Source organism: Enterobacter sp. TCD1-1, from assembly GCF_020567405.1.
GTDB classification, from domain to species: Bacteria; Pseudomonadota; Gammaproteobacteria; order Enterobacterales; family Enterobacteriaceae; genus Enterobacter; species Enterobacter quasiroggenkampii.
Genome location: NZ_JAJCXF010000001.1, coordinates 342,230 through 359,967 on the forward strand (window position 1 = coordinate 342,230; position 17,738 = coordinate 359,967).

A 17,738-nucleotide genomic window follows, 5' to 3' on the forward strand; every position below is an offset into this window, starting at 1 on the left:
GACTGTCGGGGCTTTTATTTACGCTAATTAAACATGAATAGTAAAGATATTAAAGCGAAACCGGAATAATGCGATTTATCCATGCCTGGATTGTTGCCCAAATGTAATTAAAAAGTATTCGGGCAATATCGGAAATTATTCCGCTTCGATCTTTTCAATGAATTGCGAAAACACGCTGCTGTTTAACGCTGAACGATTATATAGCATAAAAATATCTAATTTCGGAACCGTGAAAGGCAAGGCGACGCGCTTCAGGTTGAGAATGTCTTTATATCGCTCAAACATTGCGGTTGGAACAAAACCGACTAAATCACTCATGCCAATAATATTCATAATCGAAATCAGCGAGTCGCTGCGGAAGCAGAAATTCCGTTCCGGAAGGAGTACGTTCGACTGCTGCTGGAAGTCCTTTATGCCGTTCTCCTGGCTGCGCATCAGCGTGAATTTTTCCTGGCAGAGCTCCTCAAGCGTTGCGCTATCGCCAAGGCGGGGGTGCTCTTTGCAGCAGACCAGCTGTGCCGAAAACTGGATAAAGCGGGTACAGACGATAGAGCGGCTGTTAACCGGCGCAAAACTAAACACCAGATCGGCCTTGCGGTAGGCGAGCAGATCCTCGGCCGACTCAGGCGATAAGACCACATCATTATGTTCTATCTCGTAATTTCCGTCCGCAAGCAGAGACCTTAGCAGGTCGCCCAATCGCCCCTGGACCAGAATCTGCGGGCAGTAGATGACAAAGCTCTTTTTGATCTGCGCGTTATTCAGGATATTGATGGTCTGCTCAATATGGTTAAGGTTTTCTTCCAGATGATGATGCAGGTTGATCCCCACGGTCGTCGGGGTGATGCCTTTACCTGAACGAATAAAAAGCGGGTCATTCAGCTGCGTACGCAGGCGTTGCAGGGACTGGCTCACCGCAGAGGGCGTGATATAGAGTGTTTCCGCTGCCTTGCTAATGCTGAGGTGCTGATAAATGCACTCAAAAATGACTAACAGATTGAGATCGAATTTTTTAAGGTCATAAAGATTTGCCATGGATCATCCTGAGTGTGTTGTTGTCATCTCATAACTGATAACTATAGTTCGAAGTTAATCATTTACAATCCTTGTGATTAACCTGCTTATTATATTTTGAATTCAAGCTTAATATATCACGAGGCTGGATTATTGAAATAGAACTTCAGCCGTTATTAAGATATTTTTATCTTTAAAACGTGCGGCGTTGTTCTCAAATAAGCACTCCCGGTTATACATTTGCTGTGACGCATTATTGCCACTTTAGCGCTGGCTACCAGTCTGACCACTTATTGCAATCCATTCTCATTATTAATTCTCTCGTTATGTCGGGCAGACGCGGGCGTTATTCGGTAAAACCTATCGCAGCCATAGGCCGGAATGCCGGCGTGACGGATTGCCCAAACTGAAAACCGGTGCTGTAATCAAACCGCTGTTACGGCCTGATATAAGGTATGTAGAGCGCAACGCAACGCCAGTCCAGGCTGGCACTGAAAGTTCCTGTGGAAAGTTCAGGTATTAGGGCCGCCCACCAGGGCGGCCTTTTTACGTTCAGGCTTTCCGTTAATTCAGTTCACAACGTTGTCTTGTTGGTGTTGTAAGGTTTGGCTGATTGATTTGATAAAGCATACGCATTAGCCCCGATGGATAAAGTTGGTTACCTTACATCTCAACGAAAACACGGAGGAAGTACAGATGTCTTTGATTAACACTAAAATTAAACCTTTCAAAAACCAGGCGTTCAAAAACGGTGAGTTCATCGAAGTAACCGAGAAAGATACCGAAGGTCGCTGGAGCGTCTTCTTCTTCTATCCGGCTGACTTCACCTTCGTTTGCCCGACCGAACTGGGCGACGTGGCTGACCATTACGACGAACTGCAGAAGCTGGGCGTAGACGTTTACTCTGTGTCTACCGATACCCACTTCACCCACAAAGCGTGGCACAGCAGCTCTGAAACCATCGCCAAAATCAAATACGCGATGATCGGTGACCCGACTGGCGCCCTGACCCGTAACTTCGACAACATGCGTGAAGATGAAGGCCTGGCAGACCGCGCGACCTTCGTCGTTGACCCGCAGGGCATTATCCAGGCTATCGAAGTTACCGCTGAAGGTATCGGCCGTGATGCGTCTGACCTGCTGCGTAAAGTGAAAGCAGCGCAGTATGTCGCTTCTCACCCAGGTGAAGTGTGCCCGGCTAAATGGAAAGAAGGCGAAGCAACGCTGGCGCCATCTCTGGACCTGGTCGGCAAGATCTAAGTCTGTAAAGCCTGGCGGCGCTACGCTTGCACAGGCCTACAGTATCGTAGGCCGGGTAAACGAAGTGCCACCCGGCAATCAATGGGCGCACCCGCGCCCATGTTATTCCAGCACCATGATGCAAGTTGCATTCAGGCCGCCCACATAAGGCAGCTTGCATGATGACGTCTTAAGAGAGGGAAGAACAATGCTCGACACAAATATGAAAACCCAGCTCAAGGCCTACCTTGAGAAACTGACTAAACCCGTTGAGCTGATTGCCACGCTGGACGACAGCGCGAAATCGGCAGAGATCAAAGAACTGCTGGCTGAGATCGCCGAACTGTCGCCAAAAGTGACCTTCAAAGAAGATAACTCGCTTAACGTCCGTAAGCCTTCTTTCCTGATTACTAACCCAGGCTCTGAGCTGGGGCCGCGTTTTGCCGGCTCGCCGCTGGGGCATGAATTTACCTCGCTGGTGCTGGCGCTGCTGTGGACCGGCGGTCATCCGTCGAAAGAGGCGCAGGCGCTGCTGGAGCAGATCCGCGATATCGACGGTGATTTTGAGTTTGAAACCTATTACTCGCTCTCCTGCCACAACTGTCCGGACGTGGTGCAGGCGCTGAACCTGATGTCGGTCCTCAACCCGCGCATCAAGCACACGGCAATTGACGGCGGTACATTCCAGAATGAAATCACCGATCGCAACGTGATGGGCGTTCCGGCGGTGTATCTGAACGGTCAGGAATTCGGTCAGGGTCGTATGACGCTGACCGAAATCGTCGCCAAAGTGGATACCGGTGCCGAAAAACGTGCCGCAGAAGCGCTGAACAAACGTGATGCCTATGACGTGCTGATTGTCGGTTCCGGTCCGGCGGGCGCGGCGGCAGCGGTGTACTCTGCACGCAAAGGGATCCGTACCGGCCTGATGGGCGAGCGCTTCGGTGGCCAGGTACTGGATACCGTGGACATTGAAAACTATATCTCCGTGCCGAAAACCGAAGGCCAGAAACTGGCCGGCGCGCTGAAGGCGCACGTCAGCGATTACGACGTAGACGTGATCGACAGCCAGAGCGCCAGCAAGCTGGTGCCTGCTGCGGTTGAGGGGGGGTTACACCAGATTGAAACCGCCTCCGGCGCAGTGCTGAAAGCACGCAGCATCATCATTGCCACCGGGGCGAAATGGCGCAACATGAACGTCCCGGGTGAAGATCAGTATCGCACCAAAGGCGTGACCTACTGCCCGCACTGCGACGGCCCGCTGTTCAAAGGCAAGCGCGTGGCGGTGATCGGCGGCGGAAACTCCGGCGTGGAAGCGGCTATCGACCTGGCGGGGATTGTTGAACACGTAACCCTGCTGGAGTTCGCGCCAGAAATGAAAGCCGACCAGGTGCTGCAGGACAAAGTTCGCAGCCTGAAAAACGTCGACATCATACTGAACGCGCAGACCACGGAAGTGAAGGGCGACGGCAGCAAGGTGACCGGTCTGGAATACCGCGACCGCGTAAGTGGCGACGTGCACAGCGTGCAGCTTTCAGGGATCTTCGTGCAGATTGGTCTGCTGCCAAACACCACCTGGCTGGAAGGCGCGATTGAGCGCAACCGCATGGGCGAAATCATCATCGATGCGAAGTGTGAAACCAGCGTGAAGGGCGTGTTTGCGGCGGGCGACTGCACCACCGTGCCGTACAAACAGATCATTATCGCCACGGGTGAAGGGGCGAAGGCGTCTCTCAGCGCGTTTGACTACCTGATCCGCACCAAAACCGCATAAGAAAAGAAAGTAAGGCTACACCTGCAATAGCGAGAGGCCACCGAAAGGTGGCCTCTTTTTTTATCTGACGACCATCACCGGTATATGCGTGTGGCGGATCACGCTGGAGGCGTTAGATCCCAGCAGATGCGTGGTAATGGAAGGGTTGCGCGAACCGATGACCACCACGTCTGCTTTCAGCTCGTTCGCCAGTTCATTTACCGCATCACGTACGCTGCCGAATCTGACATGCGTTTTGATCCGTGAAGGGTCGATGCTGAAGTGGCTGACCATGGTTTGCAGGCGCGTTTCCGCCTCGTGCTGCAAATGCTCTTCGAAGCGGCGCACATCGGCAGCAAAGCGGTGCAGGCTCAGGCTGGCGGAGCCCGGGAGCACGTGCAACAGATGGATAACCCCGTCCTGCTGCGCCAGGAACTCCGCGTGGCGTACGGCCTTGTCGCTCAACTCCATCTCAAAAACATCAACCGGCATAATGATTCTCTGATACATACCCGTTTCTCCTTGTTTATAAACGCTGTACTCATTCAACCACAAAATAGTCATGGTTTCTGTAAGCGCCCCGTCAGTTTTCTTATCTTGCCAGGATAAATCTCAAAAGAACCGTATTCACGGGCAGACCTTCAGGGGTAGCTACCCTTATACACTTACCTGGAACCTTTCGGAGGTCGCATGAAAGCACTTACGTATCACGGTCCACACCATGTTCGCGTCGAGAATGTCCCCGACCCCATCATCGAACAGCCCGACGATATCATTCTGCGCGTCACGGCCACGGCTATCTGCGGCTCCGATTTGCATCTCTATCGCGGAAAGATCCCGAAGGTGCAGCACGGCGATATTTTTGGCCATGAGTTTATGGGGGAAATCGTCGAGTGCGGTGCAGAGGTCAAGAATTTGCAAAAAGGCGATCGCGTAGTGATCCCCTTTGTCATCGCCTGCGGAGACTGTTTCTTCTGTCGTCTGCAGCAATACGCGGCCTGTGAGAATACCAACGCCGGGCAGGGTGCTGCACTGAACAAAAAGCAAATCCCCGCGCCGGCCGCGCTGTTTGGCTATAGCCACCTCTACGGCGGTGTGCCGGGGGGACAGGCGGAATACGTTCGCGTGCCAAAGGGGAACGTCGGGCCGTTTAAAGTCCCGCAGCTTCTTTCTGATGATAAAGCACTGTTCCTGTCCGACATTTTACCCACGGCCTGGCAGGCGGCAAAAAATGCACAGATTGAAAAAGGCTCAAGCGTAGCCGTTTTCGGTGCCGGGCCGGTGGGGCTACTGACCATTGCCTGCGCGCGGCTGCTGGGGGCTGAGCAGATCTTTGTCATCGATCACCATCCTTACCGGTTGCGATTTGCCGAGGCACGATACGGCGCAATTCCCATCAACTTCGATGATGATAACGACGCCGCGGAAAAAATCATCGAGCAGACCGCGGGCCAGCGCGGCGTTGACGCTGTGATTGATGCGGTCGGGTTTGAAGCGAAAGGCAGCACCACGGAAACGATCCTCAGCAATCTTAAAATTGAAGGCAGCAGCGGCAAAGCGTTGCGTCAGTGCATTGCTGCCGTGCGGCGCGGTGGGGTGGTCAGCGTACCCGGCGTATACGCAGGGTTTATCCATGGCTTCCTGTTTGGCGATGCCTTTGATAAGGGGCTGACGTTTAAGATGGGCCAGACGCACGTCCATGCCTGGTTGGGGGAACTGTTACCGCTGATCGAAAAAGGGCTGCTTACGCCGGAAGAGATCGTGACCCATTATCTCCCCCTTGCGGATGCGGAGCGTGCCTATAAGATTTTCGAAAAACGGGAGGAGGAGTGCCGGAAGGTGATTTTGGTCCCGGGGGCAGACACGCCCGAAGCCGCAGAGCAGACCGTTAAGGGCTTGGTGAACGCCTTCCCGGGTGGGGTGGCCTGAGAATGTTCGCTTACCAGTGGCGTTCAAGATAGAGCACGGCCGTGACGATAATCGCCACAAAAATCAGAAAGATAAGTGTGATAACGCCTATCTCACTCATGACCGTCCCCGCGGCACCAAAACAGATTAAGCGTGGATTAAGGCCATTTTGCGCGGTATAGGAAAATCGGGTGAATTTGCGGAAAGAGGATGCGGCTGCATCCTCTGTGCAAAGCGGGTAGGCGCTTATTCAGAAGAGATTAACGCAGGTAATCGCCCGCGGCTTCTGGCTGGTAGAGCAGCTCCAGCACTTCCAGATGGGTCGAGGCACCGCCCGGCAATTCCCAGTGGATCGTATCCCCCGTACGCAGCCCCAGCAGTGCGGCACCCACAGGGGCCAGAACAGAAAGCTGTGCGCTGCTGTCGGTCATCTGAGCGGGGTAAACCAGCGTACGGGTCAACTCTTCACCGGTGGTCAGGTTGCGGAATTTCACCTGGCTGTTCATGGTGACCACGTTATGCGGCATCGTCTCAGGCGTGCACATCTGTGCCCGGTCGAGCTCCTCATTCAGGGCGTCGGCCACGGGGAGCGAGGCGAACTCCGCTTTTTCCAGCAGCCTGTCGATACGTTCTGCGTCGAGCTCATTGATGATAATGGTAGGTCTGGACATTTTTTACTCCATGTCGTTAATGCTGCGTCTTACGCAGAAACTGATCCAAAAGAAAACCCTCGCCGTCTGGCAGCGAGGGTTTAACTCTCCCGATGATACTGGCTGAGCGCGCAAGTTTGAAGTGATGAAAGTCACATTCATGGGCCATATGAATTTTGCTGAAATTTATTCAGTCTTCATTCCTGGCGGAATACGTTACGCTGAGTGTCCTGAATCCGGGCGTTGCCCGCCAACGAGAGAGAATTATGTACTTCTATCAACCGTCTCAGGGACACGGCCTGCCGCATGACCCGCTGAACGCCATTATTGGTCCGCGTCCGATAGGCTGGATCTCCTCATGCGATAAGGCCGGTCAGCTGAACCTCGCACCGTACAGCTTCTTTAACTGCTTTAACTATCGCCCACCGATCATCGGCTTTTCCAGCAATGGCTGGAAGGACAGCGTGCGTAATATTACTGAGACAAAAGAGTTTGTCTGGAATCTGGCAACGCGCGATCTTGCCCAGGCGATGAATCAAACCTCCGCGATGCTTCCCCACGACCGGGATGAATTTAGCTTTGCCGGGCTCACGCCAGCGGCCAGCCAGCTGGTGAACGCCCCTCGCGTTGCTGAAAGCCCGGTGAATTTTGAGTGTCGCCTGTCGCAGTGCATTCAGTTGACGGGGGCTGACGGTACGCCGGTGGACACGTGGCTGGTGCTGGGGGAAGTGGTTGGTATCCATATTGCCGAAACGCTGCTGGAAGAGGGGATATACCAGACGGCGAAAGCGCAGCCCATCCTTCGTGCGGGTGGGCCGACGGCGTACTATGGCATCAGCGATGAAAACCGGTTTGATATGGTGCGCCCAACGGTGGATCAGTAGCCGGCTTTATCAATCACAAATTGTTTACCGCAGTTACCCGGATGTGGCTGCGGGGCAAATGAGGTCGCAGAAAGCGGGTTGTTAATGGTGTCTGCCTTCAGCGAAATCTGCATCTCGGTCAGATAAGCCGGGTTGCCGCTGCAGGTCAGCTTGAACGCTTTGACGTTCTCGTTGCCCCAGCTCCTGGCCACGGCACTGTCAAAATCGCTGCGAGTGACGGTTTTCCCGTAGTGACCGGCAAGGAATTTACCGACCGCACTGTTTTTAATTTCCTGATTCATCCGCACCATCGTGCCGAAATAGGCATCGGGATCGAAACCAAAGCAGACGCCGTGTTTAGCGTATTCGTAACGCTCCAGGCAGGAGTTACCGCCCGCGCCCGGCATCACGTCGTTGAGCTTTGCGGCAGCGGAAAGCGACAGCCCGGTTTCGGCGGCTTCGCATTTGCGGCTGGCCTTCACTTCCGGCATGTTCGGAATGGGACGCGTGGCGCAACCAAAACGCATCCAGCGACGCTCATCTACCCCGCGTGCGGCAATGGATTTCGGCAGGCCGGGCCATAACCCGTGAACGGTCAGAAAATCGGCTTTATTTTCGCGCTCTTTTTGCAGACGACATTCGTCAGGTTCATTGCGGTTGCGCTCGACCATGCTCTGGCAAAACCCGGTTTGCCAGGACAGAGCCAGCACATAGCGATCGAAATCGCCATACTGGGTTGCCTTGAGCGGTTCTGCCTGTGTGGAGAAGACACAGAGTGCAAGCGCGATTGCGCCGGACGGGATAACAATATCCTTCCTGAACATATGATTTCCTGATCGAATGAGCGTGATTAATTTCTGGGGGTTATTAAAGCACAAAAAGCGCCCGCAGGCGCTTTCTGGATATCCCTAATTTAGGTTAGGCTGCGCCGGGAACCAGCACCTCCGTGGCGATAATTACGATAATCAGCCCAACCAGAACGGGTACGGAGGTGCGTTTTACCACTTCGAATGGGGAGATTTTTGCCATCCCGGCAACGGCGACCACTACGCCTGATACCGGGGAGATGGTACGGCCCAGGTTTGACGCCTGCAGCATGGGAATGGAGAGATAGGCCGGGTTAATACCGGAGGAGTGAGCCAGTTTCGGGATCATCTCAACGAAAGCGTAGAAAGGCGCATTACCGGAACCGGTGGTCATCGCCGCCAGCATGGTGAGTACCACCAGGACCAGCATCAGGATAATACTGGCCGATCCGAACGAGGTGGCGATAGAGATCAGGCTCTGGATAAAGCCGATGGTGCTCAAACCCTGGGCAAAAACGCCCGCTGCCACCAGCAGCATCACCACGCCAGCGAAGGCATCCGCCATGCCGCGATAGGCCACTTCCAGACCCGAGAACACCTTTTGTGTGTTAAAACCACGCACAAATTCCAGCACGGCAGCCAGCAGCATGCAGATCACCAGAATGGTGATAATGTGCAGCTGCGGGCCCCATTTGCCGTCAAAAATCAGCACCCCAATAATCGGCGTGAAGGGCAGAATGGCATAAAACGCGGGAGCGGTGGTGGTGATTTCACTCACGTCCATCATTTCATGGCTGATGTTTTCTTTCTTATCGAGATAGCGCTGCCAGAAGAAATGCGCGATACCCATGCCGACAATGGCAACAATGGAGATCGGCAGCGTGGTTTTAAAGGCGAAGTCGATGAGCGACATCTCCGCAGCCTTTGCCGCCAGCACGACGTCGCCGGAGGTCGGGGAGAGAATAATCGCAGCCGGAGACGCGCAAATGGCTGCTGCCGCGCCGCGGCTGATACCGACGTTCACCATGACCGGGAACAGCGTGGCCATCAGCAGTACGCCAAGTCCGGTAGCCGACGAAACGGCCAGTGACATCAGGCAGGCGAGGAAATAGGCGGCGACCATCAGCAGATACGGCGAGTTGATGTATTGCAGGGGTTTGGAGGCAAGCTTAACGACCATGTCGTTGGCGCCGATGTGGGTCATGTAGGCCGCAAAACCGCACAGCATCATGATCATCATGCCCAGGTCACCGCCGCGGCTCATGAGCAATATTTTAATATATTCCACAATATCGGTGGCGGTGTAACCGGTGCTGGTTGCGCTGGCAGGCAACACCTGATGCCCCATCAGTGCGCTGATAATCAGCAGCGTTAAACCGCCAACAAATAATACGCCCGTGGCCGAGTAGCCTTTAATGATGTAGCGTGCGACACCGACAATGACGACGACTCCAATAAGGAGCTCGAATAACGTAAGCATGATTTCCCCTGTATCTCTGCTGCTATGGAGCACAAAAAATCAATAAAAAAAAGAAGGATGAAAATGTGCCGAATAAATGGCCTGTTCTTGCTGATTAAAATCAATAAACAGACGACTAGAGAGCAGAACAACCGTGTTTTTGCCATGGCTCATACATTTATGCCATGCGGGTCTTGACCGTCAGAAATAGCGCAATATGTCCTTACAATGATAACAGATTGTTAATATTTTGTATAATGCGGCATGTTGCTGATAAAGAAGGTGAAACAGGCTAAAGACCCACCCTGTATGTGCTTATTCGACCTTGCTGTCCGGTTTTATTAAGAATATTCCCGGAAAAAGGCCGAATAATTAGGAATAACGCTGATGCCGTTAAGCTTTGATTCAACTATTTTATGGTAAACTTTGCCTCGAATACTAAGAATGGTAATTGCATTGTGATCGTACGTAATACATTTTTCTCAATTTTATTGTTTATTTTTGGGCAGTTAACGTTTTCTTCTGTTGCACAGGCAGAGGGCAACGCGACGGATAAAGGGTGGTTCTCAACCTTTACGGATAATGTCTCCCAGACCTGGACGTCGCCGGAACATTATGATCTCTATGTTCCGGCAATAACGTGGCATGCGCGTTTTGCATATGACAAAGAGAAGACCGATAAATACAACGAGCGTCCGTGGGGCGCCGGTTTTGGTCAGTCGCGCTGGGATGAAAAGGGAAACTGGCATGGCATCTATCTGATGGCCTTTAAAGATTCCTTTAATAAATGGGAGCCGATTGGAGGCTACGGCTGGGAGAAAACCTGGCGCCCGCTAGCCGACGAGAACTTCCATGTTGGGTTGGGCTATACCGCGGGGGTCACCGCGCGTGACAACTGGAACTACATTCCGATCCCGGTGCTGCTGCCTTTGGCTTCTATCGGCTACGGTCCCGCAACGTTCCAGATGACCTACATTCCGGGCACGTATAACAACGGCAACGTCTACTTCGCCTGGATGCGTTTTCAGTTTTAACTGAAAAAACGTCACAGTCTGGTGAAAAAACGTGCAGGCGTTGATTCATAAACGATAAAAATCGGCCAGTGAAAATTAACGCGACTTTAGTCACTTTTTATCAAAGATCCGCTGGACAAAAGGTCTCACAATTGATGTACTGGTAACCGACACAGCATTTGTGTCGTTTTTTAATGTAAAGGTAATTTTGATGTCTAAGATTAAAGGTAACGTTAAGTGGTTTAATGAGTCCAAAGGATTCGGTTTCATTACTCCTGAAGATGGCAGCAAAGACGTGTTCGTACACTTCTCTGCAATCCAGTCTAATGGTTTCAAAACTCTGGCTGAAGGTCAGCGTGTAGAGTTCGAAATCACTAACGGTGCCAAAGGCCCTTCTGCTGCTAACGTAATCGCTCTGTAATTCAGACGCGTCAGCAAGAATTTCAAAACCCGCTCACTGAGCGGGTTTTTTTCGTTTTGAATCAGCCAAGCAGATACATTTTCAGGAAGCTTGCAACGATCAGCACGCTCAACAACACCATGCCTGCGCTCATCAGACTCTGTTTCATTCTGTCACCCTCGTTCAGTACTGCACTCAGAGTGACAGAGAAAAATTAAGCCAACATTAACGGTCCGTCTGTTAATGCGTGCTTGCGGAGGAAAAGAGCCAAAATGCGATCCCCGTCATCGCAAACGAGCCGAGCATGTTAATTGCGATATTCGCCAGCGCCCAGCCGATACGGCCTTCCTGAAAGAGAAACACCACTTCCGCAGAGAACGTCGAAAAGGTGGTTAATCCGCCGCAGAAGCCGGTGGTAATCAGGACTTTCCACATTGGATCAATGTGCGTCATTCGGTTAAACCAGGCCAGCCCCATGCCAATGATAAAGGCACCAATCAGGTTTGCAGCCAGTGTTCCCATGGGAATCGCCTGATGCAGCGGGTTAAACCGCATACTCAGAAACCATCGCGCAACGCTACCCGTTCCCCCACCAATAAAAACGGCTAAAAGTAGTTGTAACACGCTAAATACCTGCTATTTGATGTGTAAGAGATGCGAGTTTAACGCCGTTTATGATGAGGGGACAAATATGTATGTTTCGGTAGGGCAATTTGCGGTCACGCCAGACTGGCAGGCGAACGCGATAACATGCGTCAACCTGATGATGCAGGCCCGGCAGAAAGGCGCGTCGCTGCTGGTGCTCCCCGAGGCGCTGCTGGCCAGGGATGATAATGATCCGGATTTATCGGTGAAGTCCGCGCAACCGCTGGACGGCGAGTTCTTGCAGCAACTGCTCGCCCAGAGCGTGGGCAATACGATGACGACGATCTTAACGATCCATGTTCCCTCCACGCCGGGCCGTGCAGTGAATACGCTGGTGGCGATTCGCGGCGGAGCCATTGTCGCACGTTACGCCAAGCTCCATCTCTATGATGCGTTCAGCATTCAGGAGTCGCGGCGCGTTGACCCAGGAGACAGTATCCCACCGCTTCTGGAGATTGACGGATTCAAGATCGGGCTGATGACGTGCTATGACCTGCGTTTTCCGGAGCTGGCGCTCCATCTGGCGCTGCAAGGGGCGGACGTACTGGTACTGCCTGCCGCGTGGGTCAAAGGACCGTTAAAAGAGCACCACTGGGCAACGCTGCTGGCGGCACGCGCGCTGGATACCACCTGCTATGTTGTTGCTGCAGGAGAGTGCGGCACGAAAAACATCGGGCAAAGCAGGGTGGTCGATCCGCTGGGTGTGACGATTGCCGCTGCTGCGGAAGCGCCGGATTTGCTGGTGGCGGAGATAAACATAGACAGAATTGCGCTTGCACGTCAGCAATTACCTGTTCTTCGCAATCGTCGGTTTGCGCCACCGCAATTATTGTGATGTTTTTTTCAACAATGCTTGATTCACCTTGTTACAGATTGCTATTGTGTGCACGCGCTAAATGACCGTTAATACAGTCAGGTTTTGGCGCTGAATGCAGCCTGTTTTAAGTAAAGAAGGTATCTATGGGTGAGATTAGTATTACCAAACTGCTGGTGGTTGCCGCACTGGTCGTCCTGCTGTTTGGTACCAAGAAGTTACGCACGCTGGGTGGTGACCTGGGGGCTGCCATCAAAGGCTTTAAGAAAGCGATGAACGACGATGATGCAGCCGCGAAGAAAAGCGCTGAGGATGACGTCCCGGCAGATAAGCTTTCTCACAAAGAGTGACAGCAACGCCTGAGGGCTTGCGAAAAAAAACCGGCTCATGAGGCCGGTTTTTTTGTATTACTGTAAATGAATATTACAGCTTTATTTAACTTCTTCGCCTTTAGCCTGCATATCGGCATGGTATGAGGAGCGAACGAATGGGCCGCAGGCTGCGTGGGTGAAGCCCATCGCCATCGCTTCGGCTTTCATTTCATCAAACTCGTCCGGGCTCACGTAGCGCTGTACCGGCAGGTGGTGACGGCTTGGCTGCAGATACTGGCCCAGGGTCAGCATAGTCACACCGTGGCGGCGGAGATCGCGCATCACCTCGATGATTTCATCGTTAGTTTCACCCAGACCCACCATCAGGCCTGATTTGGTCGGAATATGCGGATGCGCTTCTTTGAAACGTTCCAGCAGTTTCAGAGACCAGTTATAGTCAGCGCCCGGGCGCACCTGACGATAGAGACGCGGCACGTTTTCCAGGTTGTGGTTAAACACATCCGGTGGCGTCGCGGTCAGGATATCCAGCGCGCGGTCCATACGGCCGCGGAAGTCAGGCACCAGCGTCTCGATTTTGATGTTTGGGCTTTTCTCGCGAATGGCCGTAATACAGTCAGCGAAGTGCTGCGCTCCGCCGTCGCGCAGATCGTCACGGTCAACGGACGTGATAACCACGTAACGCAGCGCCATGTCGGCGATGGTCTGCGCCAGCTTCTGGGGTTCGTTAGCATCAGGTGCGACCGGGCGGCCATGAGCAACATCGCAGAACGGGCAGCGGCGGGTACAGATCGCACCCAGAATCATAAACGTCGCGGTACCGTGATTGAAACATTCAGCAAGGTTCGGACAAGAGGCTTCTTCACAAACGGAGTGAAGGCCATTCTTGCGCATCGCCGCTTTGATCCCCTGGATACGCGAAGAGTCGGCCGGAAGTTTGATTTTCATCCATTCCGGTTTTCTTAACAGCGCCTCGCGCTCTGTAGCCACGTTTTTAACCGGGATAAGGGCCATTTTATCGGCATCGCGGTATTTAACACCGCGTTCCATCACAATGGGTTTACTCATAGCGTGCGTGTTCCAGTTGCGAATATCGAAGGAAAGCGTTTCAATTCAAGGGAATGTTGTATTTATCAACTATTTTTGAACGAACGACAGGCAGTATATCATTGAAACGGTCGTTAAAGCAGCCTGCCAGATCGCCAATTTGTAAAATAGTTGTTGTTTTGTGCCTTTTGCCCTGCCTGTCACAGGGGCTTATGCTGGCTCAACCTGTCAGAAGGCCTGACGGATAATGCGGATGACGTTTTCCAGGACCGGATCGCGCAAACTCAGCTTGTTATAATGCAGTGAAATCTCAACTGATTCCGCATTAAGCTGACTGAGGGGAATACTGTCCAGCGGCCAGCATTTCCGGAGCAGGTTATACAGGCGCGATGGCATCACGCACAGCATATCGCTGCTGCCAATCAGAGAGGCGGTGGTGAACATATTGTAACTGCTGAAGCTGATCTGACGTTCCGGGAAAATTTCATCAATACGCTGACGAAGGGCATGGTTAGACTGCCCTTCGGTCATAAAAGACGAGTGGTCGTAGTTGCGCAGGTTTTCGAGGGTCAGCGGTTCGCTGAGAACCGGATGCTGCTGCCGGCAAACCAGTACCAGGTTGTCCGTATAAAGCACATTTTGCCCCAGCGCTCTGGCGCTGAAGCTGCCGCTTTCAATAATCAGATCCGTCTGGAACTGGGCAAGCTGAACGTCAGGTTCATGGAGAGGCACATTGCGAAGCAGGAGCTGCGGAGCATGCTCTTTCACGGCCTGGAAGATCGCAGGCATGACCAGCACACCCACCGAAGGGGAACAGCCGATGGTGATGGTTCTCTGCTTATCGTAGCTCCCGGTTAAATCCAGTGCGCCCAGAATCGACTCCAGCCCCTGGCTGATGTACTCATGGAGATGCGTGGCGTAGGCCGTCGGCGTTACCCCCTGACCCTTACGGATAAATAACGGGTCAGGAAATATAGCGCGTAGCTTTTGGATGGACTGGCTAATTGCTGATGGCGTGAGATTAAGAATTTTCGCAGCGTTAACGATACCCTTATGGACATATACTGCCTCAAAAATAGTCAGTAAATTGAGATCAATATTACGTAAAGTCCGAAAAATTTGCGGCTTGTCTTCGCCACCAGGTTCATTCAGTCGTTTGGCTGGTAAATTATTATACTCCACGCTTTCACTCCGTATACATTCACAATATGAATGATAGTTGAATTTATTTATTATGCTTGTAGAGATTCGTAAAGTGTTGGTTTTGTTTCACTTGTTTATCAAAAGCAAACACTTGTGTGATAATTGCTCACGTTACTTATGCCGTGTTTGCCGTGCTTGCTGGAGGCTAAATAATATGTAGCGGTAATATTCGGGCGCTTCGAAAATATAGAATCTGTGGATTATTGTAAAGTGCAAAAACGGTAAATAAACGGTGGCCCGCCAAATTAGCGAGCCCTGTTGTAGGATATATTAAGCAGGGATATATTCGTGCGGGGGATTGTTAAGTAGTGCTAACACGTTCTTCAACAGCACGGGGCGAATAGTGTCTGGCGTAGCGGTTTCAACCCACTGGCGCACTTGCGTCATTTCCATACCGGCGTAGCCGCAGGGGTTTATGCGCTGGAAAGGGGCAAGATCCATATTAATATTCAATGCCAGGCCGTGGAATGAGCAGCCTTTACGAATACGCAGCCCAAGAGAGCAGATCTTCATTTCCCCAACGTAAACCCCAGGCGCATCGGCACGCGGATGCGCATCAATACCATATTCCGCCAGCGTGTTGACGACGGTTTGTTCCAGTAGGGTAACCAGCTCACGGACGCCCAGTTTTCTGCGCTTCAGATTGAGCAGGACGTACATCACCTGCTGCCCGGGCCCATGGTACGTGACCTGACCGCCGCGATCGCTTTGGATAACCGGGATATCGCCCGTCATTAATAAATGTTCTGCTTTTCCCGCCTGACCTTGCGTAAAGACCGGCAGGTGTTCGACCAGCCAGATCTCATCGGGGGTTGTATCATCGCGTGAGTCGGTGAAGTCATGCATAGCCTGGGAGACAGGCTCGTAAGGTTGCAGCCCGAGGTGACGGACCAGAATTTTATCCTGATACAAAACTGCGTCTCCGAAGACGAGGGACAAAAGGTATGCGGGAGTATATCACAGCGGGGAGAGGGGTTACCCGGCAAACCGGGTAACCGCAAAGGGACTACAGCACCATACGAACGATTTCGATATTGCCGAGCTCTTCGTACAGCGTCTCAACCTGCTCAATGTGTGTCGCAGTGATGGTAATAGAAACCGAGTGGTAGTTGCCCTTGCTGCTTGGTTTTACTGACGGAGAGTAGTCACCCGGCGCATGGCGCTGTACCACTTCAACCACCTGATCAACCAGCTCAGGTTTCGCCAGACCCATTACTTTGTAGGTAAATGGGGTAGGGAATTCAAGCAGTTCGTTAAGTTTGGTTTTCATGTCAGCTCCGGCGTAACGTCAAAAAATAATAACTCCCACGTCAGGTGGGAGTTATCAGGATACTTAGTATATGGGGATCAAAATCACACTTTCAAGTGTTCAATTTTTAACCAAACCAGTGGTGGAACATCAATTTAATGTAATCAATGATTTTGCCGAAGAAATTGCCTTCAGGAATTTCTTGCAGGACCACCAGCGGACGCTGATCGATCGTTTTACCATCCAGCTGGAAGTTGATGGTACCCACAACCTGGTTTTTCTGCAGCGGGGCGTGCAGCTCGGTGCTGTTCAGTACGTAGCTGGCTTTCAGATCCTTCATACGACCGCGCGGAATGGTCAGGTAGAGGTCTTTATCAACGCCGAGAGAAGCACGGTCGTTGTCACCGAACCAGACGGGTTCAGACGCAAACTCTTTGCCTGCTTTCAGTGGATTCACGGTTTCGAAGAAACGGAAGCCCCAGGTCAGCAGCTTCTTGCTCTCTGTTTCGCGGCCTTTAAAGGTGCGACCCCCCATCACGGCAGAGATCAGACGCATCTGGCCTTCAGTGGCGGAGGCGACCAGGTTGTAGCCCGCTTTGTCGGTGTGACCGGTTTTGATGCCGTCAACGTTCAGACTGTTATCCCACAGCAGGCCGTTACGGTTGGTCTGACGGATACCGTTGAAGGTGAACTCTTTCTCTTTATAGATAGAGTACTCATTAGGGACATCGCGGATAAGCGCCTGACCAATCAGCGCCATATCACGTGCGGAGCTGTACTGACCGTCTGCGTCCAGGCCGTGTACGGTCTGGAAATGGCTGTTTTTCAGACCCAGCGCGTTCACGTAGCTGTTCATCAGGCCCACGAAAGCATCCTGGCTACCGGCGGCAAAATCGGCCATCGCCACGCAGGCATCGTTACCCGACTGCAGGTTGATACCGCGAATCAGCTGGGAAACAGGAACCTGCATACCCGGTTTCAGGAACATCAGAGAGGAACCTTTAAAGACCGGGTTCCCGGTCGCCCACGCATCGTTACCGATGGTGACCAGATCCGTTTCTTTGAATTTACCTGCCTTCATCGCCTGGCCGATAACGTAGCTGGTCATCATTTTGGTCAGGCTGGCCGGGTCACGGCGGGCATCGGCATTCTGTTCTGCCAGCACTTTGCCAGAGTTGTAATCGATCAGGATGTAGGATTCCGCGTCGATTTGCGGAACGCCAGGGATCATGGTCTTGATATTCAGGTCATCGGCGTGAGCTGCAGAGAGCGCAGCCGCGCAAAGGGCCGTGGTCAGCGCCATGCGCTGCACAAAACGAGCAGAAAAAGTGGTCTTCATGGTCAGA

The 17,738-nt window shown here is 52.5% G+C and carries 20 protein-coding genes; 8 read left to right on the top strand and 12 right to left on the bottom strand.

Annotated features, from left to right (window positions below; all coding sequences use genetic code 11):
• Nucleotides 1–135: 135 nt before the first annotated feature.
• Nucleotides 136–1,035 carry a DNA-binding transcriptional repressor CitR gene (gene citR, locus LJA86_RS01650; RefSeq protein ID WP_045909601.1) on the bottom strand — a complete coding sequence of 300 codons (900 nt, stop codon included), beginning with the start codon at nt 1,033–1,035 and terminating at the stop codon, nt 136–138.
• A 675-nt stretch (nt 1,036–1,710) separates the two neighbouring features.
• On the opposite strand from citR, the gene ahpC reads away from it, so the two are divergent.
• Together ahpC and ahpF are read left to right on the top strand one after the other, a co-directional pair.
• On the top strand, nt 1,711–2,274 hold the full coding sequence (ahpC, locus tag LJA86_RS01655; RefSeq protein WP_008501015.1) for an alkyl hydroperoxide reductase subunit C: 564 nt from the start codon (nt 1,711–1,713) through the stop codon (nt 2,272–2,274).
• 187 nt (nt 2,275–2,461) lie between these two features.
• Nucleotides 2,462–4,027 carry an alkyl hydroperoxide reductase subunit F gene (gene ahpF, locus LJA86_RS01660; RefSeq protein ID WP_045909600.1) on the top strand — a complete coding sequence of 522 codons (1,566 nt, stop codon included), beginning with the start codon at nt 2,462–2,464 and terminating at the stop codon, nt 4,025–4,027.
• A gap of 60 nt (nt 4,028–4,087) precedes the next feature.
• Here ahpF and uspG read toward each other — a convergent pair whose 3' ends face one another.
• A complete protein-coding gene (gene uspG / locus LJA86_RS01665; protein ID WP_023310731.1) occupies nt 4,088–4,516 on the bottom strand; it encodes a universal stress protein UspG in 429 nt (142 codons plus the stop codon).
• 180 nt (nt 4,517–4,696) lie between these two features.
• Between uspG and LJA86_RS01670 the strand changes: the two genes are divergently transcribed.
• A complete protein-coding gene (locus tag LJA86_RS01670; protein WP_045909599.1) occupies nt 4,697–5,935 on the top strand; it encodes a zinc-dependent alcohol dehydrogenase in 1,239 nt (412 codons plus the stop codon).
• A 10-nt stretch (nt 5,936–5,945) separates the two neighbouring features.
• On the opposite strand, the gene yldA is transcribed toward LJA86_RS01670, so the two are convergent.
• Together yldA and rnk are read right to left on the bottom strand one after the other, a co-directional pair.
• The gene (gene yldA / locus LJA86_RS22200) at nt 5,946–6,035 is read right to left on the bottom strand and encodes a small membrane protein YldA (protein ID WP_008501020.1); all 90 of its coding nucleotides are present in this window, start codon (nt 6,033–6,035) and stop codon (nt 5,946–5,948) included.
• A 139-nt stretch (nt 6,036–6,174) separates the two neighbouring features.
• Entirely contained in the window at nt 6,175–6,585 is a 411-nt protein-coding gene (rnk, locus tag LJA86_RS01675; RefSeq protein WP_045261020.1) for a nucleoside diphosphate kinase regulator, read from the bottom strand.
• A gap of 245 nt (nt 6,586–6,830) precedes the next feature.
• Between rnk and LJA86_RS01680 the strand changes: the two genes are divergently transcribed.
• On the top strand, nt 6,831–7,448 hold the full coding sequence (locus tag LJA86_RS01680) for a flavin reductase family protein (RefSeq protein WP_048226075.1): 618 nt from the start codon (nt 6,831–6,833) through the stop codon (nt 7,446–7,448).
• Here the strand turns inward: LJA86_RS01680 and rna are convergent.
• Together rna and dcuC are read right to left on the bottom strand one after the other, a co-directional pair.
• A complete protein-coding gene (gene rna, locus LJA86_RS01685) occupies nt 7,442–8,251 on the bottom strand; it encodes a ribonuclease I (protein WP_048226076.1) in 810 nt (269 codons plus the stop codon). The genes LJA86_RS01680 and rna overlap by 7 nt on opposite strands.
• 94 nt (nt 8,252–8,345) lie before the next feature.
• Nucleotides 8,346–9,713 (bottom strand): anaerobic C4-dicarboxylate transporter DcuC, encoded by a 1,368-nt coding sequence (gene dcuC / locus LJA86_RS01690; protein WP_048026951.1) that lies wholly within the window; start codon nt 9,711–9,713, stop codon nt 8,346–8,348.
• A 395-nt stretch (nt 9,714–10,108) separates the two neighbouring features.
• Between dcuC and pagP the strand changes: the two genes are divergently transcribed.
• Nucleotides 10,109–10,726 (top strand): lipid IV(A) palmitoyltransferase PagP, encoded by a 618-nt coding sequence (pagP, locus tag LJA86_RS01695; RefSeq protein ID WP_080347338.1) that lies wholly within the window; start codon nt 10,109–10,111, stop codon nt 10,724–10,726.
• Between the two features lie 190 nt (nt 10,727–10,916).
• Nucleotides 10,917–11,126, top strand: a complete 210-nt coding sequence (gene cspE / locus LJA86_RS01700) for a transcription antiterminator/RNA stability regulator CspE (RefSeq protein ID WP_002439184.1) — start codon at nt 10,917–10,919, stop codon at nt 11,124–11,126.
• Nucleotides 11,127–11,345: 219 nt separating this feature from the next.
• Here cspE and crcB read toward each other — a convergent pair whose 3' ends face one another.
• Nucleotides 11,346–11,729 (bottom strand): fluoride efflux transporter CrcB, encoded by a 384-nt coding sequence (crcB, locus tag LJA86_RS01705; protein WP_024907010.1) that lies wholly within the window; start codon nt 11,727–11,729, stop codon nt 11,346–11,348.
• Nucleotides 11,730–11,796: 67 nt separating this feature from the next.
• Here crcB and LJA86_RS01710 point away from each other — a divergent pair, with 67 nt between their 5' ends.
• The gene (locus LJA86_RS01710; RefSeq protein WP_048026953.1) at nt 11,797–12,585 is read left to right on the top strand and encodes a deaminated glutathione amidase; all 789 of its coding nucleotides are present in this window, start codon (nt 11,797–11,799) and stop codon (nt 12,583–12,585) included.
• A gap of 125 nt (nt 12,586–12,710) precedes the next feature.
• Nucleotides 12,711–12,914 carry a twin-arginine translocase subunit TatE gene (gene tatE / locus LJA86_RS01715; RefSeq protein ID WP_023310742.1) on the top strand — a complete coding sequence of 68 codons (204 nt, stop codon included), beginning with the start codon at nt 12,711–12,713 and terminating at the stop codon, nt 12,912–12,914.
• 81 nt (nt 12,915–12,995) lie between these two features.
• Here tatE and lipA read toward each other — a convergent pair whose 3' ends face one another.
• The 5 genes from lipA to dacA all read right to left on the bottom strand — a co-directional run bounded on the left by lipA (nt 12,996) and on the right by dacA (nt 17,731).
• Nucleotides 12,996–13,961 carry a lipoyl synthase gene (gene lipA, locus LJA86_RS01720; protein ID WP_013097595.1) on the bottom strand — a complete coding sequence of 322 codons (966 nt, stop codon included), beginning with the start codon at nt 13,959–13,961 and terminating at the stop codon, nt 12,996–12,998.
• 207 nt (nt 13,962–14,168) lie between these two features.
• A complete protein-coding gene (locus LJA86_RS01725) occupies nt 14,169–15,122 on the bottom strand; it encodes a YbeF family transcriptional regulator (RefSeq protein WP_045909593.1) in 954 nt (317 codons plus the stop codon).
• A 291-nt stretch (nt 15,123–15,413) separates the two neighbouring features.
• Nucleotides 15,414–16,055 (bottom strand): lipoyl(octanoyl) transferase LipB, encoded by a 642-nt coding sequence (gene lipB, locus LJA86_RS01730; protein ID WP_045909592.1) that lies wholly within the window; start codon nt 16,053–16,055, stop codon nt 15,414–15,416.
• 94 nt (nt 16,056–16,149) lie between these two features.
• Complete coding sequence (gene ybeD / locus LJA86_RS01735) at nt 16,150–16,413, bottom strand: DUF493 family protein YbeD (RefSeq protein WP_003858718.1); 264 nt, start codon at nt 16,411–16,413, stop codon at nt 16,150–16,152.
• A 106-nt stretch (nt 16,414–16,519) separates the two neighbouring features.
• Entirely contained in the window at nt 16,520–17,731 is a 1,212-nt protein-coding gene (gene dacA, locus LJA86_RS01740; protein WP_008501035.1) for a D-alanyl-D-alanine carboxypeptidase DacA, read from the bottom strand.
• Between the last annotated feature and the right edge of the window lie 7 nt (nt 17,732–17,738).

Coding starts and splice junctions, on each gene's coding strand:
- citR (WP_045909601.1), bottom strand. CDS start 1,035: ATGGCAAATCTTTATGACCTTAAAAAATTCGATCTCAATCTGTTAGTC.
- ahpC (WP_008501015.1), top strand. CDS start 1,711: ATGTCTTTGATTAACACTAAAATTAAACCTTTCAAAAACCAGGCGTTC.
- ahpF (WP_045909600.1), top strand. CDS start 2,462: ATGCTCGACACAAATATGAAAACCCAGCTCAAGGCCTACCTTGAGAAA.
- uspG (WP_023310731.1), bottom strand. CDS start 4,516: ATGTATCAGAGAATCATTATGCCGGTTGATGTTTTTGAGATGGAGTTG.
- LJA86_RS01670 (WP_045909599.1), top strand. CDS start 4,697: ATGAAAGCACTTACGTATCACGGTCCACACCATGTTCGCGTCGAGAAT.
- yldA (WP_008501020.1), bottom strand. CDS start 6,035: ATGAGTGAGATAGGCGTTATCACACTTATCTTTCTGATTTTTGTGGCG.
- rnk (WP_045261020.1), bottom strand. CDS start 6,585: ATGTCCAGACCTACCATTATCATCAATGAGCTCGACGCAGAACGTATC.
- LJA86_RS01680 (WP_048226075.1), top strand. CDS start 6,831: ATGTACTTCTATCAACCGTCTCAGGGACACGGCCTGCCGCATGACCCG.
- rna (WP_048226076.1), bottom strand. CDS start 8,251: ATGTTCAGGAAGGATATTGTTATCCCGTCCGGCGCAATCGCGCTTGCA.
- dcuC (WP_048026951.1), bottom strand. CDS start 9,713: ATGCTTACGTTATTCGAGCTCCTTATTGGAGTCGTCGTCATTGTCGGT.
- pagP (WP_080347338.1), top strand. CDS start 10,109: ATGGTAAACTTTGCCTCGAATACTAAGAATGGTAATTGCATTGTGATC.
- cspE (WP_002439184.1), top strand. CDS start 10,917: ATGTCTAAGATTAAAGGTAACGTTAAGTGGTTTAATGAGTCCAAAGGA.
- LJA86_RS01710 (WP_048026953.1), top strand. CDS start 11,797: ATGTATGTTTCGGTAGGGCAATTTGCGGTCACGCCAGACTGGCAGGCG.
- tatE (WP_023310742.1), top strand. CDS start 12,711: ATGGGTGAGATTAGTATTACCAAACTGCTGGTGGTTGCCGCACTGGTC.
- lipA (WP_013097595.1), bottom strand. CDS start 13,961: ATGAGTAAACCCATTGTGATGGAACGCGGTGTTAAATACCGCGATGCC.
- ybeD (WP_003858718.1), bottom strand. CDS start 16,413: ATGAAAACCAAACTTAACGAACTGCTTGAATTCCCTACCCCATTTACC.
- dacA (WP_008501035.1), bottom strand. CDS start 17,731: ATGAAGACCACTTTTTCTGCTCGTTTTGTGCAGCGCATGGCGCTGACC.